At 62.5% G+C, this 25,051-nt stretch carries 22 protein-coding genes and 1 pseudogene; 8 read left to right on the top strand and 15 right to left on the bottom strand.

Going from position 1 to position 25,051, the window contains the following annotated elements; translation table 11 throughout:
- Positions 1-187 precede the first annotated feature (187 nt).
- Positions 188-2,968 (top strand): type VI secretion system ATPase TssH, encoded by a 2,781-nt coding sequence (tssH, locus tag NKH95_RS07735; RefSeq protein ID WP_352440776.1) that lies wholly within the window; start codon positions 188-190, stop codon positions 2,966-2,968.
- A gap of 731 nt (positions 2,969-3,699) precedes the next feature.
- On the opposite strand, the pseudogene NKH95_RS07730 reads toward tssH, so the two are convergent.
- Positions 3,700-3,915 (bottom strand): annotated as a pseudogene (locus NKH95_RS07730) (L-2-hydroxyglutarate oxidase); the annotation flags it as partial.
- Between the two features lie 318 nt (positions 3,916-4,233).
- Between NKH95_RS07730 and NKH95_RS07725 the strand changes: the two are divergent.
- On the top strand, positions 4,234-5,580 hold the full coding sequence (locus NKH95_RS07725) for an NAD(P)/FAD-dependent oxidoreductase (protein ID WP_352752469.1): 1,347 nt from the start codon (positions 4,234-4,236) through the stop codon (positions 5,578-5,580).
- A gap of 57 nt (positions 5,581-5,637) precedes the next feature.
- On the opposite strand, the gene NKH95_RS07720 is transcribed toward NKH95_RS07725, so the two are convergent.
- From NKH95_RS07720 to NKH95_RS07695, 6 genes are all read right to left on the bottom strand, one after another.
- Entirely contained in the window at positions 5,638-6,906 is a 1,269-nt protein-coding gene (locus NKH95_RS07720) for a D-tagatose-bisphosphate aldolase, class II, non-catalytic subunit (RefSeq protein ID WP_352891283.1), read from the bottom strand.
- The gene (locus NKH95_RS07715) at positions 6,906-7,892 is read right to left on the bottom strand and encodes a tagatose kinase (protein ID WP_128302642.1); all 987 of its coding nucleotides are present in this window, start codon (positions 7,890-7,892) and stop codon (positions 6,906-6,908) included. Before NKH95_RS07715 ends, NKH95_RS07720 begins: the two co-directional genes overlap by 1 nt.
- Before the next feature lie 155 nt (positions 7,893-8,047).
- The gene (locus NKH95_RS07710; protein ID WP_128302641.1) at positions 8,048-8,677 is read right to left on the bottom strand and encodes an HAD family hydrolase; all 630 of its coding nucleotides are present in this window, start codon (positions 8,675-8,677) and stop codon (positions 8,048-8,050) included.
- A complete protein-coding gene (locus tag NKH95_RS07705) occupies positions 8,677-10,197 on the bottom strand; it encodes an FGGY-family carbohydrate kinase (RefSeq protein ID WP_352774192.1) in 1,521 nt (506 codons plus the stop codon). The genes NKH95_RS07710 and NKH95_RS07705 overlap by 1 nt, the downstream gene beginning before the upstream one ends.
- Positions 10,198-10,357: 160 nt before the next feature.
- Positions 10,358-11,158 carry a BtpA/SgcQ family protein gene (locus NKH95_RS07700; RefSeq protein WP_023809131.1) on the bottom strand — a complete coding sequence of 267 codons (801 nt, stop codon included), beginning with the start codon at positions 11,156-11,158 and terminating at the stop codon, positions 10,358-10,360.
- Between the two features lie 39 nt (positions 11,159-11,197).
- Positions 11,198-12,058 (bottom strand): DeoR/GlpR family DNA-binding transcription regulator, encoded by an 861-nt coding sequence (locus NKH95_RS07695; RefSeq protein ID WP_352609946.1) that lies wholly within the window; start codon positions 12,056-12,058, stop codon positions 11,198-11,200.
- Between the two features lie 164 nt (positions 12,059-12,222).
- Between NKH95_RS07695 and NKH95_RS07690 the strand changes: the two genes are divergently transcribed.
- The 6 genes from NKH95_RS07690 to NKH95_RS07665 all read left to right on the top strand — a co-directional run bounded on the left by NKH95_RS07690 (position 12,223) and on the right by NKH95_RS07665 (position 18,207).
- The gene (locus NKH95_RS07690) at positions 12,223-13,023 is read left to right on the top strand and encodes an SDR family NAD(P)-dependent oxidoreductase (protein ID WP_352610107.1); all 801 of its coding nucleotides are present in this window, start codon (positions 12,223-12,225) and stop codon (positions 13,021-13,023) included.
- A gap of 175 nt (positions 13,024-13,198) precedes the next feature.
- Complete coding sequence (locus NKH95_RS07685; protein WP_023809128.1) at positions 13,199-14,374, top strand: ABC transporter ATP-binding protein; 1,176 nt, start codon at positions 13,199-13,201, stop codon at positions 14,372-14,374.
- A complete protein-coding gene (locus NKH95_RS07680) occupies positions 14,371-15,195 on the top strand; it encodes a carbohydrate ABC transporter permease (protein ID WP_081734746.1) in 825 nt (274 codons plus the stop codon). The genes NKH95_RS07685 and NKH95_RS07680 overlap by 4 nt, the downstream gene beginning before the upstream one ends.
- 95 nt (positions 15,196-15,290) lie before the next feature.
- The gene (locus NKH95_RS07675) at positions 15,291-16,586 is read left to right on the top strand and encodes an extracellular solute-binding protein (RefSeq protein WP_081734745.1); all 1,296 of its coding nucleotides are present in this window, start codon (positions 15,291-15,293) and stop codon (positions 16,584-16,586) included.
- A gap of 113 nt (positions 16,587-16,699) precedes the next feature.
- The gene (locus NKH95_RS07670; RefSeq protein WP_128302633.1) at positions 16,700-17,614 is read left to right on the top strand and encodes a carbohydrate ABC transporter permease; all 915 of its coding nucleotides are present in this window, start codon (positions 16,700-16,702) and stop codon (positions 17,612-17,614) included.
- A gap of 59 nt (positions 17,615-17,673) precedes the next feature.
- Entirely contained in the window at positions 17,674-18,207 is a 534-nt protein-coding gene (locus NKH95_RS07665; protein WP_352555009.1) for a hypothetical protein, read from the top strand.
- A 44-nt stretch (positions 18,208-18,251) separates the two neighbouring features.
- On the opposite strand, the gene NKH95_RS07660 is transcribed toward NKH95_RS07665, so the two are convergent.
- Genes NKH95_RS07660 through NKH95_RS07625 form a run of 8 tightly spaced genes read right to left on the bottom strand, consistent with a single transcriptional unit; the run spans position 18,252 to position 25,019 of the window.
- Entirely contained in the window at positions 18,252-18,845 is a 594-nt protein-coding gene (locus tag NKH95_RS07660; protein WP_352891282.1) for a hypothetical protein, read from the bottom strand.
- The gene (locus NKH95_RS07655; protein ID WP_352891281.1) at positions 18,842-19,432 is read right to left on the bottom strand and encodes a L,D-transpeptidase; all 591 of its coding nucleotides are present in this window, start codon (positions 19,430-19,432) and stop codon (positions 18,842-18,844) included. Before NKH95_RS07655 ends, NKH95_RS07660 begins: the two co-directional genes overlap by 4 nt.
- A complete protein-coding gene (locus tag NKH95_RS07650) occupies positions 19,416-20,579 on the bottom strand; it encodes a CpaE/TadZ family protein (RefSeq protein ID WP_352891280.1) in 1,164 nt (387 codons plus the stop codon). The genes NKH95_RS07655 and NKH95_RS07650 overlap by 17 nt, the downstream gene beginning before the upstream one ends.
- Positions 20,576-21,163 carry a TadE family protein gene (locus NKH95_RS07645; RefSeq protein WP_352584239.1) on the bottom strand — a complete coding sequence of 196 codons (588 nt, stop codon included), beginning with the start codon at positions 21,161-21,163 and terminating at the stop codon, positions 20,576-20,578. Before NKH95_RS07645 ends, NKH95_RS07650 begins: the two co-directional genes overlap by 4 nt.
- 41 nt (positions 21,164-21,204) lie before the next feature.
- The gene (locus tag NKH95_RS07640) at positions 21,205-21,699 is read right to left on the bottom strand and encodes a TadE/TadG family type IV pilus assembly protein (RefSeq protein ID WP_128302627.1); all 495 of its coding nucleotides are present in this window, start codon (positions 21,697-21,699) and stop codon (positions 21,205-21,207) included.
- A 7-nt stretch (positions 21,700-21,706) separates the two neighbouring features.
- The gene (locus tag NKH95_RS07635) at positions 21,707-23,248 is read right to left on the bottom strand and encodes a TadE/TadG family type IV pilus assembly protein (protein ID WP_128302626.1); all 1,542 of its coding nucleotides are present in this window, start codon (positions 23,246-23,248) and stop codon (positions 21,707-21,709) included.
- A gap of 51 nt (positions 23,249-23,299) precedes the next feature.
- Positions 23,300-23,590, bottom strand: coding sequence for a hypothetical protein (locus NKH95_RS07630; RefSeq protein WP_128302625.1), 291 nt, complete (start codon positions 23,588-23,590; stop codon positions 23,300-23,302).
- Entirely contained in the window at positions 23,577-25,019 is a 1,443-nt protein-coding gene (locus NKH95_RS07625) for a type II and III secretion system protein family protein (protein ID WP_352774181.1), read from the bottom strand. Before NKH95_RS07625 ends, NKH95_RS07630 begins: the two co-directional genes overlap by 14 nt.
- Between the last annotated feature and the right edge of the window lie 32 nt (positions 25,020-25,051).

Here is a 25,051-nt window from a genome sequence, read left to right as displayed (position 1 = left end):
TGGAACCCTTGACCAGATTGCTGACCCTGTATGTGAAATGCATTACACCGAGGCGGACAATTGCGTGGTTGTTTGCATCTGATGGCGCGGCACTCTCCACAAGTGGAAGGGGCGCTGTTCATCACGCTTTGTCAAGTGACGGCTTATGTGGCAGGTTATCGACTGGCAGATTGCAGGAGCACGTTCGATGGAACAGCGCCGGTCATCGCAGACCTTCAAACGCAAGGAACTGGTCGGCAAGCTCAATCCTGTCGGTGTGCGCGCCTTCAAGGCTGCGGCCGACACCGCCAAACTGCGCGGCAATCCTTACGTCGAGCTCGTCCACTTCATCGAGCAACTGGTACTTTCCGACCGTTCGGATATGCAAATGATAATCGCCGATGCGGGCCTTGATGCGAGCCGGCTCACGGCCGATATGACCCGCGCCGTCGACAAGCTGCCTTACGGCGCAACGTCGATCGAGGAATTTTCCGACCATATCTTCCATGCCATCCAGGAAGCCTGGAACCTAGCCACGCTGGAGTTCAGCGTCGAGGAAGTCCGCAGCGCCCACATTCTCCTTGCCTGCCTGAAGACGCCGGTCCTGGAAGGCCTGCTGTCGAAGATCAGCGGCGAGTTTGACAAGATCGACGCCGCCGCGGTCATCGCACGGTTCGCCGTTGTCATGGAGGGCTCGCTCGAAGCCGGCGCCTCGACCACGGTCTCCACCGCAGAGGCGCCGCGGCGGCCTCCGGGTGGGGATTCGGCGCTGGCGAAATACGCCACCGACCTGACCCAGCGCGCCCGCGACGGTAAGATAGATCCGGTTGTCGGCCGCGATCCAGAGATCAGGCAGATCGTCGATATCCTGATGCGACGCCGGCAAAACAACCCGATCTTGACCGGTGAGGCCGGGGTCGGCAAGACCGCGGTCGTCGAGGGCTTTGCCTTGCGTATCGCTGCGGACGACGTGCCGCCGACACTGCAAGGGGTCAGTGTGCGCATGCTCGATGTCGGATTGATGCAGGCGGGTGCAAGCGTAAAGGGGGAGTTCGAAAAGCGGCTGAAGGCAGTCATCGATGAGGTGCAGTCTTCCGAAACGCCGGTCATCCTGTTCATCGATGAGGCTCACACCTTGATTGGCGCTGGCGGCGCGGCTGGAACAGGCGACGCGGCCAATCTGCTGAAGCCGGCGCTGGCGCGCGGCGAACTGCGCACGATCGCGGCAACGACCTGGGCCGAGTACAAGCAGCATATCGAGAAGGATCCGGCGCTGACCCGCCGTTTCCAGGTAGTCAAGATCGACGAGCCGTCCGAGGCGGTGGCCGTTCTCATGTTGCGCGGTATCGCCGGCGTTCTTGAACAGCACCACAAGGTGCAGATATTGGATGAGGCGATCGAGGCGGCGGTTGGTCTCTCGCATCGCTATATCCCGGCGCGGCAACTGCCTGACAAGGCGGTGAGCCTTCTCGACACCGCTTGCGCCCGTGTCGCCATATCGCAGCACGCCACGCCGGCGGAGGTCGAGGACATCATGCGCCGACGCCAGGCGCTGGAGGTCGAGCGCGGCATCATCGGTCGCGAGGCCGCGATCGGCATCGAGGTGAGCGACCGGCAGGCACGGGTCGACACCGGGTTAGCCGAAACCGAAGTCATGCTCGCCGCCGCACAGGAGCGTTGGGACGGGGAAAAGGCACTCGTTGCCGAAATACTCGAACTGCGCGCCAGGCTGCGTGGCGAAGGTGTGCCGCTCGATGCGGTGGAGACGCCGGAGACCAATAGGGAAACAGCAGGCACGGACTCGGTTGAGACTCCGCTGCCCAAGGTCGAAACGCCCAAGACCAAAACGGCCAAAATCAATGTGGAGGCACCGGCGGCTGCCAATGCCCCTCCACCCGATCCGGCCGCCGATCTCACCCGGTTGCGCGAACTGATGGTCGAACTGGCCGAGGCGCAAGGCGAGACGCCGCTGATCCTGCCGTCGGTCGACCGCAACGCCGTGGCGGCGGTCGTTCAGGACTGGACCGGCATCCCGACGGGGCGGATGCTGTCGAGCCAGACCGAAAAAGCGCTGCGGCTGGCCAGCACTCTGTCCGAACGCGTGGTCGGCCAGGATCACGCCATGGAGATGATTGCCAAGCGTGTGCAGACCAGCCGCGCCGGGCTCGGCGCGCCGGAGAAGCCGGTGGGCGTGTTCCTGCTCTGCGGCCCCTCGGGCGTTGGCAAGACCGAAACCGCATTGGCCTTGGCCGAGACGCTCTACGGCGGCGAGCAGAACCTGATCTCGATCAACATGTCCGAGTTCCAGGAGGCGCACACGGTCTCTACCTTGAAGGGGGCGCCGCCCGGATATGTCGGCTACGGCAAGGGCGGCATCCTGACCGAGGCGGTCCGCCGCAAACCCTATTCGGTGATCCTGCTCGACGAGGTCGAGAAGGCGCATCCTGACGTGCACGAAATCTTCTTCCAGGTCTTCGACAAGGGGATGATGGACGACAGCGAGGGCCGGCGCATCGATTTCAAGAACACGCTGATCCTGCTCACCTCGAATGTCGGCTCCGAAGTCATCATGGATCGGACCAGGAATGGCACGCTGCGGGCAGGGCTCGACGATCTGGACACCGCGCTGCGCAGCCCGTTGCTGAAGGTCTTCCCTGCGGCCTTTCTTGGCCGGGTGGTGACCATTCCTTACTATCCGCTTTCGGGTTCGATGATCGAAGCGATCACCCGTCACCAGTTTGCCAAGATCGCTCGCCGGCTGCGTGCGACCAACGACGCAGAATTGGTGATCGGCGATGGCGTCATGGACCTAGTCAAGGCCCGCTGCACCGAGATCGAATCCGGCGGGCGGATGATCGATGCCATCCTGACAAACACGCTGCTGCCGGAATTGAGCCGCGGCGTGCTGAACCGCTCGCTCGAGGGCGAAAGGATGACAAGGGTAACCGTCGGCGCCTCCAAGGAGGGCTTCACCTATTCCTTCGAGTAAGGAAAGTTGATGACGGTTTGCTTCGGCTTCTTCGTGCATAGGCAAGCTGAGCCGACTAGCCTGGGAGCGGCCGGTGGCGGTGAATTCGTATGACGCAATCGGTTAGAAGAATGACGGTATTCTTTTACCTGCCACGACACCGGATCTGCGAGTGGCTTTAGTCAAACACGCTGCGGCCGCTGTGGGCGAAGGCATCCAAGGGTCGCGGAGAAGGTGCTACAGATTGTGATACCTATTGTGATACAAATCGGACGTTGGAGCAGAAAAAACATAATAAAAACAATAGCTTGATCCGGGGATAGGTCCCAGCCAAGGGTACCATAAATAGTCAGGTCATTTCAAAGACTTAAAGATTTCTGGCTTAGCCAAGCTGGCTTGAGTGTCAGTGCATTCTGTGAACGTGTACCATAGGGAGCTCGTCGAGCTATGCCTATGACGGTCGAACCTGCGACGTCGGCCGTCGTTTCGCTTGAGATCTTTGCGCAGCCAAAAATGCCGGCGTCCACAGGAGGCTAACGCTTGCGGAAACCGCAGGCCTGAGGCCGAGCGGCTATGGCCGGCAGGCCAAGTACCTTCTCGCCGGGAGCGGAATTGCTGGCCCGGTGGTGAGCGGATCTGGTTCTGACGCAAAAGCTGCGTTGCCCGCGGCCGGTGCCCCAATCCCTTTCTTGGCCAAGACGGATACTCCAGCGTTCAGCGGGCGTTGCGGCTCCATGCATACCGCCTCGTTTTCAGCAGCCCTGCATGAGGCGATCTCGAATCATCTCTGCAATCGGGATCGCCGAGGAGGCGGCGGGTGAAGGGGCGTTACAGACGTGCAGCATGCGGTCCGTTTGTGCGAACAGGAAATCATGGATGAGGGCACTGTCTTTGCGCACGGCTTGCGCGCGGATGCCTGCTTCGTGCGGGAGCAGGTCGGCGAGGCCGAGGCTCGGACAGTATTTCCGGCCAACAGCATCAGGCTGCAGCCGGGATATGTCTCAACCAGCCGCATGGCCGTCGCCAGGCCGACGATGCCGCCGCCGATAACGCAATAGTGGGGCACGCTTGCACAGTCGCCAGCCTTTGGCCGGCAGTTTCAAAACTCATTGTCCAGAGGGGCTTCCAGACCCGCGATCTGTCGCCGTCCTTGTCGGCAAGCAGTAGCTGACGATCAATCTCCTCGCGTGGTATCGACATTTCACGGCGGCCAGATATCGCTGCCCAGATCTCGCTGCCAGCGTGGACCGGATGTCGCCGCAGCATACCAAGAAGGACGGTGCTCTTTGACAATCTTCCCCTTCACCGAAGCCACCCCGATCCAGTTCCAGCAGCCCCTGCCGAAGACTTCGGACGTCGTGATCATCGGCGGCGGGGTCATTGGCGTGAGCACGGCACTGTTCCTGGCGCGACGGAACGTCTCGGTGACGCTGCTGGAAAAGGGCCGCATCGCCGCCGAGCAATCCTCGCGCAATTGGGGCTGGATCCGGCAGCAGGGCCGCGATGCCGACGAACTGCCGATCGTCATCGAAGCGCAGCGCCTCTGGCGGCAACTGGCGCAGGAATGTGGCGAGGACATAGGACTGAAGCAGACGGGCGTTACCTATCTTGCGCGGACAGACAAGGAGATGGCCGGTTTCGCGAAGTTTCTCGAGATTGCCCAGGCTCATGGCGTCGACACGCGTCTCCTCGACCAAGGTGAGTTGGCAAGCCTGATCCCGGCCATGTCGCGACCGTTCAAAGGCGCAATGATCACCCCATCGGACATGCGGGCGGAACCTTGGGTCGCGGTGCCCGCGCTTGCTCGCCTGGCGGCCCGCGAAGGTGTGACGATCATCGAGAATTGCGCGGCACGTATGCTCGACATCTCCGCGGGACGCATCAGTGGCGTCTGGACCGAGAAAGGGCGCATCGCGACCTCGAGCGTCGTCGTCGCCAGCGGCGCGTGGACGTCGCTCTTTCTGCGCGCCCACGGCATCTCGATTCCGCAGCTCAGCGTCAGGGCGACCGTCGCCGCGACAGCACCGATGCCGGAGATCCACGCCGGTGCCGCCGCGGATGAACGCATCGCTTTCCGGCGCAGGCAGGATGGCGGGTATACGCTCGCATCGGGAGGCAGCAGCCAACTCTACATAGGGCCGGACGCATTTCGCCATGCGGGCAAATATTTCAGCGCCCTGATGGCCAATCCCTTCGGCACGCGCTACCTGCCGGCCGCGCCGCGAGGATACCCGGATGGCTGGTCGACGCCGCGCAGATGGAACGCGGATGAAGAAAGCCCTTTCGAACGGATGCGGGTCCTCAATCCCGCTCCCGAGACGTCGGCGCTCCGCGCCATCGACCGCGGGTTCAGGGAGCTTTTCCCTCAGTTCACGACTGTACCGCTCAAGGCGAGCTGGGCGGGCATGATCGATGCGATGCCTGATGTCGTGCCCATCGTCGATCGCGCCGCTGCGATCCCGGGTCTCGTTATAGCGACCGGGATGAGCGGCCACGGCTTCGGCATCGGACCCGGCATCGGCCGTGTGTTGTCCGACCTCGTCCAAGGCAACGAGACTGGGCACAACCTCTATAGGTTCCGTCAATCCCGTTTCAGCGACGGCAGTCCGATCCGATTGGGGCCATCGCTGTAAGCGTTCCTGCCGCCCGCCAGCCCATCCGCTCTGGCCTTGAAGGACCGGACGAGGATCTCAGGTGCCGCATGCCCGGGCGTAGGCCTCGATGCTCCGCCGGACGTGACCGATCGCGATCTCCTCGACGTCGCAGGCGCGGTCAGCCCATGTGACTGCAGAAGGCAGGTGCTGGAGAAACAGCATCACCGGCACCTTGCGGCCGTTCAACGTATCGAAGAGACGGTTGCAGGCGGCACGGGCTTGCGGGATCGCCCAATAATATCGGATGCGATCGGAATAGGAGTAGTGGCGCAGCGTCCGCTTGTCGGCATCGCTTCCATGATAGTGGCTTGCCCAATTCTTGGGGGTGCTTTGCATCAGCTCTTCCATTGCGTGGTAAAGCGGCCGCTCGCCATAGTCAGGCACCAGGTCGGAAGCGATCAGGTCGAGCGAGTACAGCGCCTCGCGCAGCTTGAAGGTCAGCTCGGGTCCGACCTTGAGGACGGCGAAGCCGTCCTCGACGAGTTCACGCAACGGCCTCTCACCCTGATAGTCCGTCGAATGGGCTTCGAAAATGAGCGACGGCAATCTGTCGAGGGTTGCCGCCAGGTCGCGGGCCTTTGCCCGATCGTAGAAAATCACATTCTGGTTGCCGAACTCCACGCCCGGCTGCACCACAAGCCCGATGACGCGGGAAAATGCGCTTTCAAGCCCGGCGGTTTGGAATGCCTGGGCGTGAATGGCATGTGTCTGGCTAGCCGCCTCCGGACTGGTCGGGGTGATCGCATCCAAAGCGTGATCGGCGCCACCGGGCGGCGGCACCTCCGTCCCGATGATGTAGACCGGGCTTGCCCCGCCGCTCTGCGCTGCCGCCTGCTCCGCGACGCCCGCCAGCCTGGCCGCGCGCCCGGCCACCGTGTGGTCGTCTAGCGTCGCCGGTTCACCCGCGCAGCCCATCGAAGCATCGAGGTGGATCTTGCGGAAGCCGGCGCGGACATAGGCATCGACCATCGTCCCGGCCTGCGCCATCGCCTCCTCGGCGGGCCGGTCTTTCCAGGGATTAGGACCGAGATGATCCCCGCCAAGCACGATCAGCTCTTCCGGGCACCGCTCGGCTGCCGCGAGCGCTTCCACCATCGCCGCGAAATCGGCCGGCGTCATGCCCGTATAACCGCCCAGATGATTGACCTGATTGCACGTCGCCTCGATCAGCACGGTGGTGCCGGTTTCCCGGCCGTGGCGCAGTGCGGCTTTAAGCACCAGCGGGTGCGCCGAGCACACCGAGGTTACCCCGATTTTCTTCCCGTCTCTGTGCAGGGCCGGCAAATCTTCGATCGCCACACGCATCAATTTCTTCTCGCCGTTCTTGCCATGAAATCTTCCAGCTCGGCCGGCGTGCCGGCTCCCTCCATGGGACCGTGGCGTGTGACGTTGCGCGCCCCTGCCGCGTTGGCGAATTCGAGCGCCGTCTGCAGCGCCATGCCCAGCCGCCGGCATGCGACATAGGCTCCCCCGAAACAGTCGCCGGCGCCGGTGGGGTCCGTTTCCTCGACGATGAGGCCGGGGCAATCGGCGCGGGCTCCGGTGCTTTGACGGGCTGACGCGCCATGTTCGCCGCGCTTCACAGCGATCTCCTTGACCCCTCGTCTGAACAGCGCCTCGATCGCGCGTTCCTCCCCGTCCGTGCCGGCGGCCAGGAACAATTCATTGCCCGACGGCAGCAGCAGGTCCGCTTCGTCCACCAGACCGGCGAATTTCTCCTCGGTCTGGCCGTGCGCCAGCAATTCCTTGCGCAGGTTCGGATCGAGCGACATCGTGCCGCCGCGTGCCTTGATCAGCGGGATCGCGCGTTCGGTGATCGCCCAGGCTGCGGGACTTGCGAACACCGTTCCCATGACATGGATATGCCCGCAACGCGCGATCAGCGCCTCGACCTGCGGGGTCCATTCCAATCGAGCGGCGGCGGATTTGGCGATGTTGTAGACGAAATCGCGGCTTCCGTCCGTGCGGTAGCGAACAAAGGCGCTGCCCGTCGGATAATCCGGGGAAACAGCGATGGCGGAAGTGTCTACGCCGTCCCGCTTCAGGCGCTCCACGTTGACGACGCCGAAATCGTCGTCGCCGACCACGCCCACCATTGCGGCCGCTCCGCCCATACGTGCGCATTGATCGATGAAGATGGCGGGCGCGCCGCTCGGAAAGGGGCCAATGAGGTCGATAGGTTCCCGGAAGCCGGTGCCTGTCTGCCTCGCGACGATCTCTACCAGGATTTCTCCAATCGTCACGGTTGGCCCGAGCGAGTCCGCTGCAAGTGTTTGGGGGAGGTCGTTCATCAAGCGTCCATCCTGGTGTGGTGTCGTTTGCGGTTTCACGACGCCGAGGCGCAAGGGGGATTCCTACCGGTCGATGTGAATCGATCAGTTGCCATCACGCTACGATCCTGATGCATGGTCAAGCGCACACCTGGAAGGTAACGACGCGCAAACCCTCAGCCTGGAAACAGATCCAGGATCGACGACAGACGGTTGGTGCTGAGATCGACGTCGCCGAGCAGGCCGCCACTGGGGAGATAGCCAACCACGAACAGACCGGCGGCTCGTGCTGCCTTAGTGCCGGTGCGGCTGTCTTCCACGGCCACCACCGACCCTGGAGCTACGGCGAGCTGCCGGCAGGCCTCGCAATAGGGCGTGGGGTCGGGCTTGCCGGCCGACACGTCGTCGAGGCTGATTGTGAGACTCATATGATCGAGCACGCCGAGCGCATCGAGATTGGCATTGACGACTTGCCGGCCGGAATTCGAGACGCAGACCTGCGGGACGCCGCGGTCAGCCAGGGTCCGAATCGTCTCGACCGCCTCGGGGATTGGGACGGCGTTCGCCCGGTTCGCGACGTAGTGGGCATTGATAGCGGCGAGCCACTCCGCCTGGTCGAGCCCGACTGGGAGACGCGGACGCAGCATTGTCCAGACGTCGCCCATATGGATGCCGCGAAAGGCTTGGTCGGGCAGGTCGTCAAGATCGACGTTCCAGTTGCGGCAGCCGGCGAGGAGGGATTGATGATGCAACGGCTCGCTGTCGATCAGCGTTCCGTCGATGTCCCAGGCGACGGCGCGATACATCACGATGACGATCCCGCTCTGGTCGCGCCAGGAGCCGACAGGCGCGCATAAAGATCGCGATAGCGGCGATAGCCGTCGCGGTAGATGTCAGCCTTGCGCGGGTCGGGATCGAGCCGGTCGGCGAAGCTGACGAAACCGGAAACGCCCGACCAGTCGTCGGTTAGGCCGACGCCGATCGCCGCCGTCCAGGCAGCGCCGATGCAAGAGCCGGGGTGCCCGGTCAGGCGTTGGACCGGCTTTTGCAGGACATCCGCGACAATCTGCATCCAGACCTTGCTGCTTGAGCCGCCGTCGGAGGCGAGATAGCGCTCGGTCCGGTGGCCCATGTCGTTGAGCACCTCGACATGATGCGCGATGGCAAAGGCATAGGCCTCGAGCAAAGCGCGCCAGACATGGCCGATATCGTGCGACAGCGTCAGCCCATCGATCACGCCACGGGCCGCTGGATCATGGATCGGCGTCTTCTCGCCGAGGAAATAGGGCAGGATGATGAGGCCATCGGCACCGGCGGGACGCTCTGCCGCCAGCGCATCGAGCCGCTGGTGTACCGAACTACCCTCGGCCTGTGCCGCGACCATCTCGCCGCCGGCGAAATTGCGTACGAACCAGTTGAGGCCCGAGCCGCCGGTCGACATGCAGCCATTGGGCATGAACAGGCCCGGCACCAGATGGTAATCGAGATACATGCGCGGATCTGGCTTGATCTGATCGGTGGCGATCAGGATATCAACCGAGCCGCCGAATTTCAGGAGGACATCGCCTGCTTTGGCAACTCCGGCGCCGAGCGCGGAAGCGATCATGTCGGCCGCACCACCGACGACAGGTGTTCCCGCCATCAGGCCGGTCTCATCCGCGGCCTTTGCCGAGACGGAACCGAGGATCTCATGCGAGGCGATCTTTCGTGGCACGGCCGAGCGCGGTATGTGAGCGAGCGCCACCAGATCGTCGTCGATCCGGTGCGTCGAAACATCGACGAAGCCTGCCTCCAGCGCCCAGTTCTGCTCGACCGCACGTTCGCCGGTGAGGCGCCAGTTGATATAGTCATAGGAGCCGAAAACGGTGGCGATGCGGCTGAACACCTCCGGCTCGTGACGCTCTATCCAGCGCAGCTTTGCGGTGACGAGCTGTTGGTTGATGCCGTTGCCGGCCTTGGCGATGAAAGCCGCCTCATCGCATTCGGTCCGCAGTTCGGCCACTTCGGCGCCACAGCGGCCGTCGCTCTGCTGAATGCTTGGCCGCAGCACTTCGCCCTGGTCGTCCAGGAGAACGACCGCCGGCAGCATGCCGGTGGTGCCGACCGCCACGATCTCCTCGGCCTTGATGCCGCTGGTCCTGAGCAACTCCTGCACGATGTCGCGGACATTGATCCACCATTGCGCGGGATCTTCCTCGGCCCAGCCCGCATGCTCGGAATGCAGCGTGACGGGGCGCGAGGCGAGGCCCAGCACCTGATCGGGAAGCCGGATCAGAATGCCGATCGTCGAGGTGGTGCCGATATCGAGACCGAGAACGAACGCCATGTCGAATCCATTGAAATGCCGGGAAGGGCAGGCGGGCGAACCTGTCTGCCTCGTTGTGTCCCACTGCTCGATACCAGTCGATCATTCCGGACGCCGGCCCGCAACGATCGATATGATCACCGCGAGCCGGCGGTGGCCGGCATCGCCGTGGAAGCCGTCCTCAGCGCAAGGTGGCGACAACGTCCATGAAGCGCTTGACCCGATCGCCGTCGACGGCGTTCCAGGTATTGCCATCGATCTTGAAATGGGTGCCGATCACGACGCCGCTCGCCAGCGAAAGGACATCGCGGACATTGTCGATGTTCACGCCGGTGTTGGCGAAGACCGGCACGTCCTTGATCGTCTCGCAGACGCTGCGCAGGTGGGACTGGTCGGCCGGCTGGCCAGTGATCGGACCGGAAACGAGGATGGCGTCGGCCATCGACGAGAACACCGCGCTCTTGGCGCGCAATTCAATAGGACGCTGGTCGAGCGAGTGTGCGAACTCTGCATTGATGTTGAAGAGAAGCTTCATGTCGTCGCGGCCAAGATTGTGCCGCAGGCGCGAGGCGGCGGCGCAATCGGGCTCCCACAAGCCCATGTCGGAAGCGAACAGGCCGGTGAAGATCTCGCGCACGAAACGGGCTCCGGTGGCAGCCCCGATCGCGACGCTGGCGGTCGGATCCCAGAGATAATTGACGCCAAACGGCACTTTCAGTTCGGGCTTCACCGCCTGGACGATCGCAGTCATGGCGGCAATGCCTTCCGGCGGCGCCTTGAAGACATAGGGGCGGTCGTTCTCGTTGCCGAACATGATGGCATCGACGCCGCCGCTCTGCAGCTTGCGGATGTCGGAGAGTACGCCATCGATCAGCTTGTCGAGGCCGCCATCGGCATCATAGAGGGGCGTTCCCGGCAGGGCACCGATGTGGGCCATCGAGATGACAGCCTTCTTCTTGTCGCCGAAAAATTCAAATACCATCGAGTCGTCTCCTTGGGGATAAAGTGAGAATGTTGCGCCTCAGTCGCGCGTCAGTGGCGGCGCGATGCGCAGGTCGACCTTGGCCGCGGCGAGCGCCGCGGCGATCTTGGCCGGCGGCTCGGCATCGGTGATGAGGATATCGATGTCCGATAGTGGCGCTATCCGCACCAGCGACATGCGCAGGAATTTGGCGGAATCGCAGAGCACGATCTTGGTGCCTGAGCGTCTCAGATAGGCGCGCTTCATATCGGTATCATCGAAGGAATAGTCGAAAAGGCCGTCCGCCGTGATGCCGGAGACGCCGATCACGGCGACGTCGAACCACAGCGCCTCGAACTGGGCGATAGCCGCGGGTCCGCCGGTCGACATCTCGTCGGCTCGTACGCGGCCGCCGGCAACATAGACTTCGGGCATACCGCCGTTCAGCGCCGCCGCGATCCTGAGGCTGTTGGTGAACACCTTGGCGTGCGGAAGGTCCTTGAGGTGCTCGGCCATCAGATAGGTGGTGGTGCCGACATCCAATGCGATCGTGCGGTATCCCGAAACCAAGGCGGCCGCGGCGGCGGCAATCGCGGCCTTCGGGTCACGGCGCTGGCGCAAGCGCGAATCGAAACTCGGCTCCTCACTGTCCATGGCGACCAGCGGCGGGTTATCGGCCTCGATCGCGCCGCCATGGATTCGCACCAGCCTGCCCTCGCGTTCCAGTTCGACGAGATCGCGGCGGATCGTCATGTCGGAAACGGCGAGTTCGGCCGCTGCCGCGGCGACGGTGAGCGACCCCGTCCGGCGCAGGAAAGCGAGGATGCGGGCTTGTCGATCGTGCGCGAGAAGGCGCTGACGATCGGCATCGCGCGGTGCGCCATGCGTGGATGTCTCAGGAGCGGCGGTGTCGTCTGCCATCGATGTATCCGGTGGGTAAGCCGCTGACGAAGCGGTCTGCAGTTTTGACTCTATCGCATGATCAAACATTTTCAAACAAAAATATGTTTGCAGTGTTCGAATTTATGGTATGCATCTCCATATCAACAGAACGCATTCCGTCACCAAGCAGAGAGAATACGACCATGCCGGCTGTCTCCGTCATTCCTCCAGTGCTTGCCGAACTCGCGGGCAAGCGTGCCTTCGTGACGGGCGGCGGCGCGGGGATCGGTCGCGCGATCGCGACCGCCCTGACGCGGCAGGGCGTCGCCGTGGCGATCGGTGATCTGGATCCCGACGCGGCACGCAAGGCGGCTGAGGAAATTGGCGGCGATGCCGCCGCCGTCACGGTCGATGTTCGCCGCCGCGATTCCGTCGAGACGGCCTTTGCCACTGTGCTGGAAGCGCTAGGCGGCTGCGACATCCTGATCGCCAATGCCGGCGTGTCCACCATGCAGCATGCGCTGGACCTGACCGACGAGGAGTGGGACTTCAACTTCTCCGTCAATGCACGTGGTGTATTCCTGGCAAATCAGATCGCTGGACGGCATTTTGTCAAGCAGGGCACGGGCTGTATCGTCAACACCGCCTCGCTTGCGGCGAAGGTCGGTGCGCCGCTCCTAGCGCATTATTCGGCGTCCAAGTTCGCCGTGCTCGGCTGGACGCAGGCCTTTGCCCGCGAGCTCGCGCCCAAAGGGATACGCGTCAATGCCGTCTGCCCGGGGTTCGTCAAGACCGGCATGCAATCGCGAGAAGTCGAGTGGGAGGCGCATCTGCGGCAAGTCACGCCCGAACGGGTGGTCGCCGACTATATCGCGCAGACGCCGCTCGGCCGGCTCGAGCTGCCGGAGGATGTCGCCGACGTCGTCGTCTTCCTCTGTTCGGATCAAGCCCGCTTCATGACTGGCCAGGGGGTCAACGTGACCGGCGGCGTCTACATGACCTGACGGCTTTTGGCGGCTGTAACCGGATCCTGATGCTGGCACGCGCCATCCAAAAAAAGTGAACACATATGATCAGAAGGCAGGCTTTCAATGTTATATTTTGTTCTCTAAGATGACCGTTCGCTCGACTCCGGCCTTCGGCGTTCAGCCGGGTCAGACGGGTTCATGAGGAAAGTCTATGGCGTCTATCGAGCTCGATCGCGTTTCCAAGCTCTACGGCAATGGCAATTACGGGGTGCATGAGGTCGATCTCACCATTCCTGACGGTGAATTCGTGATCTTTCTCGGCCCGTCGGGATGCGGCAAGTCGACGACGCTGCGGATGATTGCCGGCCTGGAGAGTATCTCTTCCGGCGATCTCCGCATCGGTGGCAAGAGCGTCGCCAATGTCGCGCCGCGCGACCGCAACGTCGCGGTGGTTTTCCAGAGCTACGCGCTCTATCCGCATATGTCGGTGCGGCAGAATATGGCCTTCGGGCTGAAGATGCGCGGCACCGACGCAGCGGTCATCGATGCCAAGATTGCGGACGCCGCTAACCTGCTCGGGCTGCAGAATCTTCTCGGCCGCAAGCCGGCAGCGCTTTCGGGCGGCCAGCGGCAGCGTGTCGCGCTCGGTCGGGCGATCGTTCGCGAACCGGCGGCCTTCCTGCTTGACGAGCCGCTGTCCAACCTCGATGCGCAGCTGCGTGCAGAGATGCGGCTCGAACTCGTCAAGCTGCACCGGCGCCTTGGCCGCACCATCGTCCATGTCACGCATGACCAGGTCGAGGCCATGACCATGGGCGATCGCATATGCATCATGCGCGATGGTCGCCTGGTCCAGGCCGGCCGGCCGCTTGAAGTCTATGCCGACCCGGTCAACACCTTCGTCGCGCGCTTCCTGGCGACGCCGCCGATGAACCTCATTCCGGCCACGCTTCAGCCCGCACCTGGCGAAGGGCTCTCCGTCGTGACCGACAGTGGTGCCGTGCTTACCGTCCCCGCCCGCCACCGCAACGCCTATGGCGAGCGTGTCGGGCGCCGCGTCATTCTGGGCGTTCGAGCCGAAGATTTCCACGAACGCGCCGACAAGCCGGACTGGCAGAAGATTGCCGTACGGGTCGTGGCCGTCGAGGCTCTCGGCGCCGAGAACGTCCTGATCGGCCAGATCGCGGGTCAGGCCACCGGCAAGGATCATGCCCACCCCGCCGGAGACGACAAGCCGTTGGAGATCGCCGCCCGCCTGAGCCGTTATTTCACGGCGCCCGTCGGCTCGATCGTCGAGCTCTACATCGACCCGCTGCCAATGCACCTGTTTGATCCCGAGACCGAACTGGGCATCGCGCGGCCGAGCCTCATGGGGGCCACTCGATGATGGACAGAAACGAACGGCCTGCCTTTCGCCGCCGCTTCGGCCTGCATTTCGGGCTGATTGTCGTTTGCGCCATCGTGCTGCTGCCGCCGCTCTGGGTGCTGCGGACGAGCTTCGTGCCCGAGCAGCTATCCTACAGCAACGAGCTGATGCCGGCCTTTACGACGGACAATTATTCGGCGCTGCTGTCAGGTCGCTTCGGTCAGTCCTACCTCAACAGCCTGATCGTCGCGCTCGGCTCGGTTCTGCTCGCTTTGCCTTTCGCCGCCACCACCGGCTATGCCTTCGCCCGCTTCCGTACGGGCGGTCGTTGGGCGCGCTTTGCCGTTCTGGCGACGCAAATGCTGCCGCCCGTGGCGCTGGTGCTGCCGACCTTCACGCTGTTCCGAAGCCTGGAGCTCAGCAATTCGCTGACCGGGCTGATCATCGTTTATGCCGCGCTCAACCTGCCTTTCCTGACCTGGATCCTGATGGGCTTCTTCGAAGGCATTCCAGTCGATCTGGAGTGGGCGGCGATGACCGACGGCGCGACCGCCTGGGGCGCCTTCTGGCGCATTGTGCTGCCGGTGTCGATGCCCGGTATCGCGGCCGCCGGCGTGCTCGGTTTCATCCTGGCGTGGAATGAGTTTTTGTTTGCCCTGGTTTTGAGCGGGCCGAAGACGGCGACCATACCGGTTGCGCTCGCCGCGTTGCAGACCTCGAACGGCGTCCAGATCGCCAAGGTTTCTGCCGGCGTCGTGCTTGCCATCCTGCCGCTGGTCGTGGCTTCCCGCTTCATCCAGCGTTTCATCGTCCAGGGCTTGACGTTCGGCAGCGTGAAATAGGCCGGCCGCTCCGAGAGCCGACATGGCTCGCTAGCCGGTTAGGAAATCGTGGCGGGATCACCGCCGCGTCCAGAGGGAAAGAGGAGTAGAGAGTTATGACTTGGAACAAGCAGACCTTGATCAAAATGCTGATGACGGCCGTGAGCGGGGCAGCTGTTGTCAGCGCATCGCTTCCGGCCAGGGCGGCTGAGCCCATCACCTTGCACGCCTTGATGGAGGACGTGCCGGAAACCAAGATCATCGAAGCGCTGTTGCCCGAATTCGAGAAGCAGACCGGCATCAAGGTCGAGTTCGAGAAGATCGGCTATCCCGACATGCACGACAAGCTGGTGTCCCAGCTGACCGCGTCGCAGAGCTACTACAATGTGCTCGAGGTCGACTTCCTGTGGGCCGGCGAATTTCCGGCGGCCGGCTGGCTGGCCGACCTGAAACCCTTCGTCGAGAAATCCAAATACGATCTGAGCCCCTTCATTCCCTCGACGCTTGACCTGCTCGGCCGGACCAAGGACCAGCTGTTCCTGGTGCCCATGTACAACTACTCGATGGGCCTCCTCTACCGCACGGACCTGATCGGCGACGAGAAGCTCAAGGCCGCCTACAAGACGGCAACCGGCAAGGAGCTCGCTTTGCCGACGACGCTCGAAGACTATGTGACGATTTCCAAATTCATGAAGGCCAATGCCGGCGTCGCCGGAGCCGCGATGCAGGGCCAGCGCGGCGATCCCAACAGCATGGAATTCTCCAATTACCTGTTCTCCGCCGGCGGCAGCTATCTCAATGCCGACGGCAAGGCGAGCCTCGACACGGCAGAGGCCAAGAAGGCGCTCGATCTCTATGTCGACAACATCCAGCACGGCGCCCAGCAGGGTGCCGTGTCGGCGACGCTCGATGACACCATGCGCCTGATGTGCAGCGGTTCGGCCTTCAGCATGGTCACCTATTGGTGGATGCTGCCGCAGATGGACGATGCCGTGAAGTGTCCGACGGTCGCCGGCAAGGTCGGCCTGTCGGTGATGCCGGGTGGCCATGGCGAAAGCGGCGGTTGGGGCTGGGGCATTCCCAAGAACACGTCGCCGGAAGAGCAGGAAGCCGCCTGGACCTTCATACAGTGGGTGCAGAGCAAGGATGTTTCGGTGAAGCGCGCGCTCGAGGGCCACGCGCCCGTGCGCAGCGACGTCTATGCCGATGCGGCGGTGCTGGCGAAATATCCCTTCTACAAGACCGCCGAGGATGTGGTGGCGACCGGCAAGTCGTTCCCGATCTTCACCTATTCGGCGCAATACGAGGATCTGCTCGGTACCCAGCTCTCGCTGGCGGCTGGCGGCCAGGCGACATCGGACGCAGCGCTGAAGGCGGCTTCCGACGGCCTGCAGGGGCTCCTCGATAAATAGCGGTCCGGCTCGGCAAGGAGATCCGGCGCGGCGGTGTCAGCCGCGCCGGATCTTGTCCAGACCCCGGATCCTGACGAGATCAGCAACGCCACCCCGACCAAGGCTCGGCTACGATGCACAATGCGATCAAAAAAGGATGGGCTGCCCGTGGCCGCGAGTGGCGGACCGGCTGGGCCTTTGCCTTGCCCGGCCTGCTGCTGCTGGCGATCGTGATGGGCTTTCCGCTGGCCTATGCCTGCATCCTCTCGATCTCCTCGATGACCTTGATCAAGCCGCAGCTTCTGCCGCTTGTCGGGTTCAAGAATTTCGCCTCGATGATCGGCGATGAGCTGTTCTGGAACGCGCTCTGGCTCACCGTGCGCTATTCGGCGGTGACGGTTGTCGGCGAATTCGTGATCGGGCTCGGTATTGCCCTGATGCTCAACCGGACGGTCCGGATGAAGCCGGTCTATTTCGCGATTCTGACCATTCCCATGGCGATGTCGCCGATCAGCGTCGCCTTGATCTGGCGCATGCTGCTCCAGCCCAATCTCGGCATCGCCAATCATCTGATGGAAACGTTCGGCCTGCCGCGCCTCGACTGGCTCGGCACGCCAGGCATGGCGCTCTGGACGATGGCGGCGATCGACATCTGGCAGCAAATGTCCTTCGTCGTGCTGATCCTCGCCGCGGGGCTCGCCGCTTTGCCGCGAGATCCCTATGAGGCAGCTGAAGTGGATGGCGCACGCGGCTGGCAGCAATTCTTCTACATCACGCTGCCGATGCTTCGGCCGGTCGCGGCGATCACCATCATCATCCAGCTGATCAACGAGTTCCGGACCTACGATCTGCCCTATGTCCTGACCAAGGGCGGGCCAGGCAATGCGACCGAAGTGCTGAGCTTCTTTGCCTATCGCCGTGCCTTTCTCGGCCTTTCGCTCAACGAAGGCGCGGCGGCCGCGTTCGTGCTGCTGCTGATCGTCCTTCTGCTCACCGTGATCTTCTTCGCCGTCCTCGAACGCTCGCAATCGGGAGAGGGCCGGAAGTAGGCTGTTAAGCCTTGAGCAATCTATACGGCCTATCCTGGCTTGCAGATTGTCGAGGGAACATGAAACGCAAGCCGCTTCTGCTTTTCGCCTTTCCGTTTCTCATTCTGGCGGTCCTGGCAGGGGAGCGCGTGGCGACCTTGTTGCTGGGCACCTATCCAGCCAGCCCCACCGCATGGTGGCTATGGCTTGAACTGCGCCCTCTGTCGACGGTGCTTTGGCAGCAGGTCGATGTCTGGCTGGGTGGTTCCATGGCTGTCGACGCCGTCATTCTTGCCGCGGCAGCGATCGTCTGCTGGGTGGCGTGCCACACCAAAAAGTCGGCATTCTCGTTCCTCGCCAACCACGTCGCCTTGATTTTCGCTGGCCTGATGATCGCCGTCGGCAGCCATTCGGAAACGGCGAGCACGATTGCCGAATTCACGTCGCCCAAGGGTCTTCCGTATTCGCTGGCCGTCGATTTCACCTTGAAAAACAGCCTGGTTCTGCTTTTGGGCATCGTGGCCTGTGCCTACTGCCACATCGCCTTCCTCACTGAGGCGCGGGAGCGGTCCGTCCGGGCCATCCGTATCCTGGCGCTGCAGCGCGATCTCTAGACCGATCGCCACCTGCAACCCGCCCGCTCCGGGCTCTGCCGGGTCTAGTTGATCCGGCGGTAATAGACCTTGCCGTCGGGCTGCTGGATGCGCTGGTAGTTGGAGCTTGGAGCAGGGGGCGAGGCCGATGCGATTCTCTTCCTGGGTGCGGGCGCTTCGATGACGCCGGGTTCGCTCACGCTCTCGCCGTCGAGGGCTTCGGGCGCTTGCGCCAGCGTGCTGGTGGCGAATTCGGACGGTTCTTCCGCACCCGGCATGGCCTCGCCGCCGGCGACCGGCGCATTCTGCCCCAACCGGGCAATGCTGGCATCGATCTCGTTGAAGCTGCCTTGCAGCTGGCTGTCCAGTTTCTCGAAACGGCTCTGGAAGCCGTTGTTGACCGTGTCGAGCCGTGCCGCGATCCGCTGCTCGAACGCGCCGAGCTGCTCCAGCCGCGCTTCGACGAAACGCAGGTCGCTCATGCCCCGATAGAGATAGACCGCGGCCGCCATGTTGATCGCGGTGATCAGAAGCGCGCCACCGGCGACGATGACGCCGATCGTCTTTGCCTTGCTGGGTTTCTCGGCGGCAGCCGATTTGCGCTGTTCCTGGTTTCCGATATCGATCGCCGGCATGTCCGGTTCGCTGATCATCGTCATTGGACCACCACCTTTGCGCCGACCGCGACGCGTTTGAAAAGATCGATCACATCCGTGTTGGTGAGACGAAAACAACCCGATGTCCCGTCGAAGCCGACACCCGATGGGTCGTTGGTGCCGTGTATGCGGTAGAGCGTGTCGCGCCCGTCCCGCGACAAATAGAGCGCCCTTGCGCCGAGCGGATTGTAGGGGCCGGCGGGCACCATTTTCGGCAGCTCCGGCTGGCGAGCCCGCATTTCCTGCGGCGGGCGCCACTCCGGCCATTCTGTCTTCGCCCCGACCTTGACGACGCCCGTCCAGCCGAACCCGTCACGCCCGACGCTGATCTGGTAGCGCAGCGCCTGGCCTTGGCGGGTCACCAGGTAAAGCGCCTTCTCGTCCTTGCGGATGACGATCGTGCCCGGCTGCTCGGCGGTTCTAAAGGCAACGGCCTTGCGCAGGCTGGGCCCCATCGCCGGCAGCGGCGGCCGCTCCGAAAGCGCCGATCGCGCCTCGGCGAAATCGTGGACGGACAGCGCCAGCGCCACGCCGAGCGCACATGCGCCGGCGAGCTTTGGGACGATCCGATATCTACCGGGCAGCGTCATCGAGCCGCTCTTTGAACATCCGCTTCAGATCCTTGTTGAAGCGCGCCCGTCCATCCACTTCCGATGGCGGGATGGCCCTGTTCAGCGCATCGGTCAGAAGCGCATTGTCCAGCGCCACCGACTTGATATGCGGCGCCTTGAAGATCTTTTCGAGTTCGCTGCGCGAAAAATGGTTCCCGAACCATTTGCGCTTGTGCTTGTTGGCGACCAGCGTGATCGAGACCGCATTGCCGCGCAGCTCGCGGATCTTCTTGTAGAGCCGCTTGCCTTGCCGCAGCGACGCGACATTGAGTTCGAAGACGATGAAGATCTCGTCGCTCGTCGACAGCACGGAATTGTGCCAGGGCGTTTCCAGATTGGGCAGGTCGATGACGATGTCGTCGAAGCGGTAGGCGACGAGGTCGAGCAGCCGGAAGACGAAATCGCTGCCATGCGGCTCGAACGGCAGTTGCGGCCGCTCGAACGCGTAGAGGGTGAGGCCGGACGGGCGCGACAGCTTGATGACGTCCATCAGCTCGACATCGAGCCGCTCCGGCTGGCCGATGATGCCGGCAAGGTCGAACTGGTTGAACAGATTGAGATAGGCGCCGCAATTGGCGCTCTGGAAATCCAGGTCGACGAGACAGGTGGACGCCGCGCGCTCGGCCGATTTCGACGCCAGGAATTCGGCCGCCGACAGCGCCAGCGTCGTGGCGCCGGCGCCGCCGCTGGCGCTGATGAAGGTGATGATCCGGCTCTTCGTTCCCTGGTTGCCGGTGTCGTGGAAGGTCACCGCATTGAGCAGTTCCTTGCCGTCGAGCGGCTTGTGCAGCCAGTCCGAGGCGTTCATGCGCACCAGCACGCGCGTCTGCTCCGAGCTCAGCTCGTCGGAAACCGCAATCAGCGGCACGCTGGCCCACAGCGCGCGCGCCTCGACGATGCCCGGCCTGCCGAGCAGCTCGCCATTGCCGAGATCGAGGATGACGATGCCCGGCCGCGTATCGGCCGGCGGTCCTCTGAGAAAGTCGCTCGTCTCGGAAACCCTGACGTCATAGATCGCCAGCGCATCGAGCCGCGTCGCCACATCGCGCTTGAAATTCGGATCCGACGAAAACAGCGCCACCTGCTTGCGCTTGGTCGGCGTAACCTTGGTGTTGATGGCATTCATGGCCAGGTACTCTTTAGGTCTTCGCCCGTAACCGTGCTCAGCATGGAGGGCATGGTGATGTTCCCGAATCCGAGCAGTCCGCCTAGGAAGAAGAACTGGAAGGGATGATTGGTGATGCTGACAGTGATGGTCGGCACCGGCCCGCTGGGACGCGTCCAATAGCCGAGACCGGACGCCTGATATTGTATCCGCACTTCGGACTTAGCCAGCATTGGCAGGAATGTCTTCATTCCGGCCCGGCTGCTGTTGCCGCTGAAAATGAAATCAAAGGCGGCCTGGCTCACATTGAGGTTCTGACACGTAGCGCCTGTGCCGCAAATGCAAGAGACGCTTCCGGCGGTATTGGCCGTGCAGATATAGTTATAGGTGTTTGCGGCCACCGCAGTGCCGACTTTGGTTACATCGCTCTGCGTTATCGTCTCGGCCAGGAGCCCGCTGGCGACGGGTGTAGAAATCTGCGCCAGCCTTGCGCCGGCTTGCACCGCTTTATTCCCTGCATTCCATTGGTAAAACGCATAGCCGAAATCGACGAAGCCAAGCAGAAGCGTCAACAGCAGCGGCATTGCAATGGCCATTTCGACCATTGCCGCTCCAGACTGGTTAGCCCAAAACTTGGTGCGTCCCGTCACCATCCAATGACTCGTTCCTGATGGGATACGCTAAGGGTCAGGGCCCCAAAGCCAAGATACGACCAGAATCCAACGCCCGGATAAGAATAGGACGTGCTGACGTCCACGACGTCGACATTGGCCGTGCTGCTAAGATAAAGCTGCGTGCCCGTGGCCACATCGACCGCCGGCGTGGACAAAGCTTTGGTGATCAAAACTGTGGCTGGAAGCCATCCGGTCACCCTAGCGCTACCGCCAGCGACCGCCCCATTGGCGGCAAGGTTTTGAGCCCGCGCCTTGCAGGTATCCCAATCGCTGCTGCATCGTGCCATGTAGCGACCCGCATCCTCGACGCCGGCTTCGAGAAGCAGGCGCGTGTTCAGGATGTTGGAGAACTCAAACACACCAGCCGATAACAGCAGCACGAGTGGTGCGGTAATCGCGACTTCCACCAAAGCAGCGCCACTTTCGTCGCCTCGGAACCGCCCAATGATTTTGCCGAACCTGGTCATGTCGACTTTACCGATACAGCTGGGCTTCGTTGCGGAATGCTTTGTCTAGAAGGGTGTTGTTGGCAAACCCTCCATCGACGTCGACGATCTCCAGACTGATGGGCTTCTCGCCGGCCGTGGAGTCCTCATCGTCCTTGCTGTTGTCCTGCTTCTGGATCGGGCTGTTCAAAAAGACGCTGGCATAGCCGTCCGGCTTGAGCTGGATATGGCCATTGATCTTGGCTCGGTTGGCAATGCAGTCGACGATCGCCATGTTGAGCAGCCGGCGATCGGGATCCAAGTTCGGCGTCGCGCCTTTGAAGCAGGCTGGAACGCCGGTTTCCTTTGTCGGCGCGAGGGACTTGTCCCCGACGAGCCCGTTCGCGATCTCGTATTTATAGACGTCATATCTGGAAGCCGGCACAGCGGCGCCGGTCGGGTTGGTGGTGCTAGGGACGTTGGGATATGACGCACCATGATTGATCTGCCAATAATTGCTGCGGTCCCATGTCGAATTCGTCATGCCCGTGGCGGAATCGAAGCTATCGCCCGGCGGCAGCGCCATGGCCGTTCCGTCTGTGTTGGGTGTGTATTTGTTGCAGTTAGCGGTCTTGTCCACGCCCTTGCGCACATTGGTTGCCGGCCGATATGCCCAGTCCTTGTCATGTGACTTAAGCGAGGAACTGTAGATGTCGAAGCGGACGTTGAGCCCAGCATTGACCTGACCCAAGGTGACGCCGGTTTTCGTGATGAGCTTGTCGCGTTGATAGCAAGTGCCTGCGGTACCGGTAGCCAGGGCGTCGCGCAGTGAGGCCAGGCTGTTGTCGATCAGCCCGAAATTGCCAGGGCCAGGATTCGAGTCAACCTTGAGAATACGGTACTCGCGGCTATAGGTGAGGCCGGCGGCAAAAGCCTGCTGGATGGTCTTGCTGGTTAACGGGTCGGTCGTCTCGAACGGATTGCACATGAAGATTGGCACCGTTTCGCAGATCGACTGGACAAATCCGGCCACAGCCTGGGGCCGGATGTCGAACGTATTGTTGCTGCCGACAAAGCTGGCCGGAAAAATTGTCGCGAAAGCACCGGGGCCATCCGCCAGGCCGGAAGCGTTCACCGTCACCAGAGAGAATGTCACGGCTTTGGGGTCGGTGCTTGCCCAGTTCACGCCATTGGTGTCGACACCGGCGGCATTCAACCCGATGCTGTCGTCGGCAGGTATTCCGGTCAGATATGTGACGGTCACATCAGCCACGCCAAGCGTGTGATCGTGAGAAGTGGGATCGTCGGAGGTAGAGAATTTGGTTTTGTTGGTAAGTAGGGTGGTCTTCGCCAAGTTGGCCCGAGTGATTGAATCGGCTCTGCCGTCCAGTTCCGCCGCTACAGCAAGCGCGAGCGCATCGACACCTTTCTGCAGATCGTTATGCAGTCCGTTGGCCCGGCTCATATCGATTGCCAGCAGAGCGAAGCCGATGATCACCGGCAGCATGATAGCCACGAGGATCATCGCAACGCCGCGTTGATCGTTCCAGAAGGCCCGAATGGTCCCCAACATGACCTTGCTTTCTCTCATTGCGCCAGGGCCCCTCGCATGCCCGGCGCCCTCCGCATCCTTCCGTTCAGTTCACTGCGTCACGCCCGACCCGCCGACATTGACCGTGATCGCCGGCGGCGGCGGCGGTGGCGGTGGAAATTTGTAGTTACGTGCGACAAGTGCGGCGCGCGTGCCGTCGCCTTCGATATGTGTGTTCCTGGACGCCGGGTTGAGCGGGTCGACCGTCTGCAGCATCGAATTGAATTTCTGCGTGTCGCCGGCGGCCAGGGTCACCGTGTCATAGTGGTTCAGATAGTCCGCGGCGCAACCCGACAGCGCACCGGCACAGAGAATGAGGATCAAGGCGCTATTTCTTGACATAGAGCATCTTGTCCTTCGATTTGAAGTCGAGCATGTGGCCATAGGGGCCGGTGACGCCTTCGCCCAGTTCATATTTGCGGACCATGTCCTTGGTCACTTCAAGCTGGCCCAGCACGAAGAATTCCGGATCGTTGGCGGGCCGTGTCTTGTCGAACGGCGTTGCCAGCTGCTCGCCGGGCTTCACCGGCCGCACGATGTGCGGCGTGACGATGACAACCAGCTCGGTCTCTTCCTTCTGGTTGCTCGAATTGCGGAACAGCGTTCCGATCACAGGCACCTGGCCGAGCCATGGCACCTGCTCCTGAAGCTTGGTGGTCTTGCTGGACAGCAGCCCGCCGACGGCGAAGCTCTGCCCGTCGCGCAATTCGACGACGGTGGCCAGCTTGCGGTTGGTGAAGATCGGGTCGCCGGCGGTGGTGAAGCCAGTCAGGTCGCTGACTTCCGGTGCCAGCCTCATGTGGATCTTGCCGTCGTCGAGTACCACCGGTGTGAACATCAGATTGACGCCGAATTGCTTGTACTCGATGCTTATCTGGCCATCCTTGTCGAGAGTACGGATAGGCACTTCGCCGCCGGCATTGAAGCTGGCTTCCTCGCCGGAAAGCGTAGTGAGGTTGGGGTTGGCGAGCGTGCGCACCACGCCCTTGGCTTCGAGCGCCTCAATGTACAAATCGACTTTGATGTTGCTATCAATGACGCGTGTCAGCAGTGCGCCAAACGGAGAGGATACAGACAGCAGGTTGCTGAGCAATCCTCCAGTGCCTAAAATCACGTTGTCTTTATCGGCAGCGGCGATGCCTGTTCCGACCTGAGTGGAGCCGTCGCGGTTCGTGGTTTTGATCGACACGCCGAGATCGCGGCCGGCGTTGCGCTTGGCTTCCAGCACGCGCACTTCCAGATTGACCTGCTGGCTGTCGTCTACGATGACCGAGTTGATGATGGCATCGGGTCCATATTGCTGCGCCACCTCCAGGATCGCCGCCAGCGTGGGGCCGTCCTTGACATGGCCCCCAAGCCTGACCCTGCCGTTGACCGAGCCGATTTCGATGCGCGACTTTGGCGCCACCTGGCGGATCGCCTGCGCCATGTCGCTGACATCGACGCCGACCTCGATCTGCAGGGCGCCGAGCGAACGCTTGTCCGTCGAGAACAGGTTGACCGTGGTGGTACCGGCCCCCTTGCCGATGACATAGAGCGTGCGGTCGGTCATCGGCTGGGCATCGGCGATCTTCTCGTCGCCGACGACGATGTCGCCCAGATTGGCGCTCACCTGGATCGTCACCGATTGCGACATCGGCAGGAAAACCCGGTGGACGCTGGGGGTCGACACGTCGATGAAGCGGTCTGCAGCCTGAACGGCGAAGCTAAACGACAGCAACACACAGAAAAAGGCCAGAACGGTGGTCAGTGATCCCCGAAATACGCGCATTAACACTACCCCCTCGCCGGCTGATTCGCTCT

This window comes from Mesorhizobium sp. M0848 (assembly GCF_040319805.1).
Classification (GTDB): domain Bacteria; phylum Pseudomonadota; class Alphaproteobacteria; order Rhizobiales; family Rhizobiaceae; genus Mesorhizobium.
This window is presented reverse-complemented; position numbering and strand designations above follow the sequence as displayed.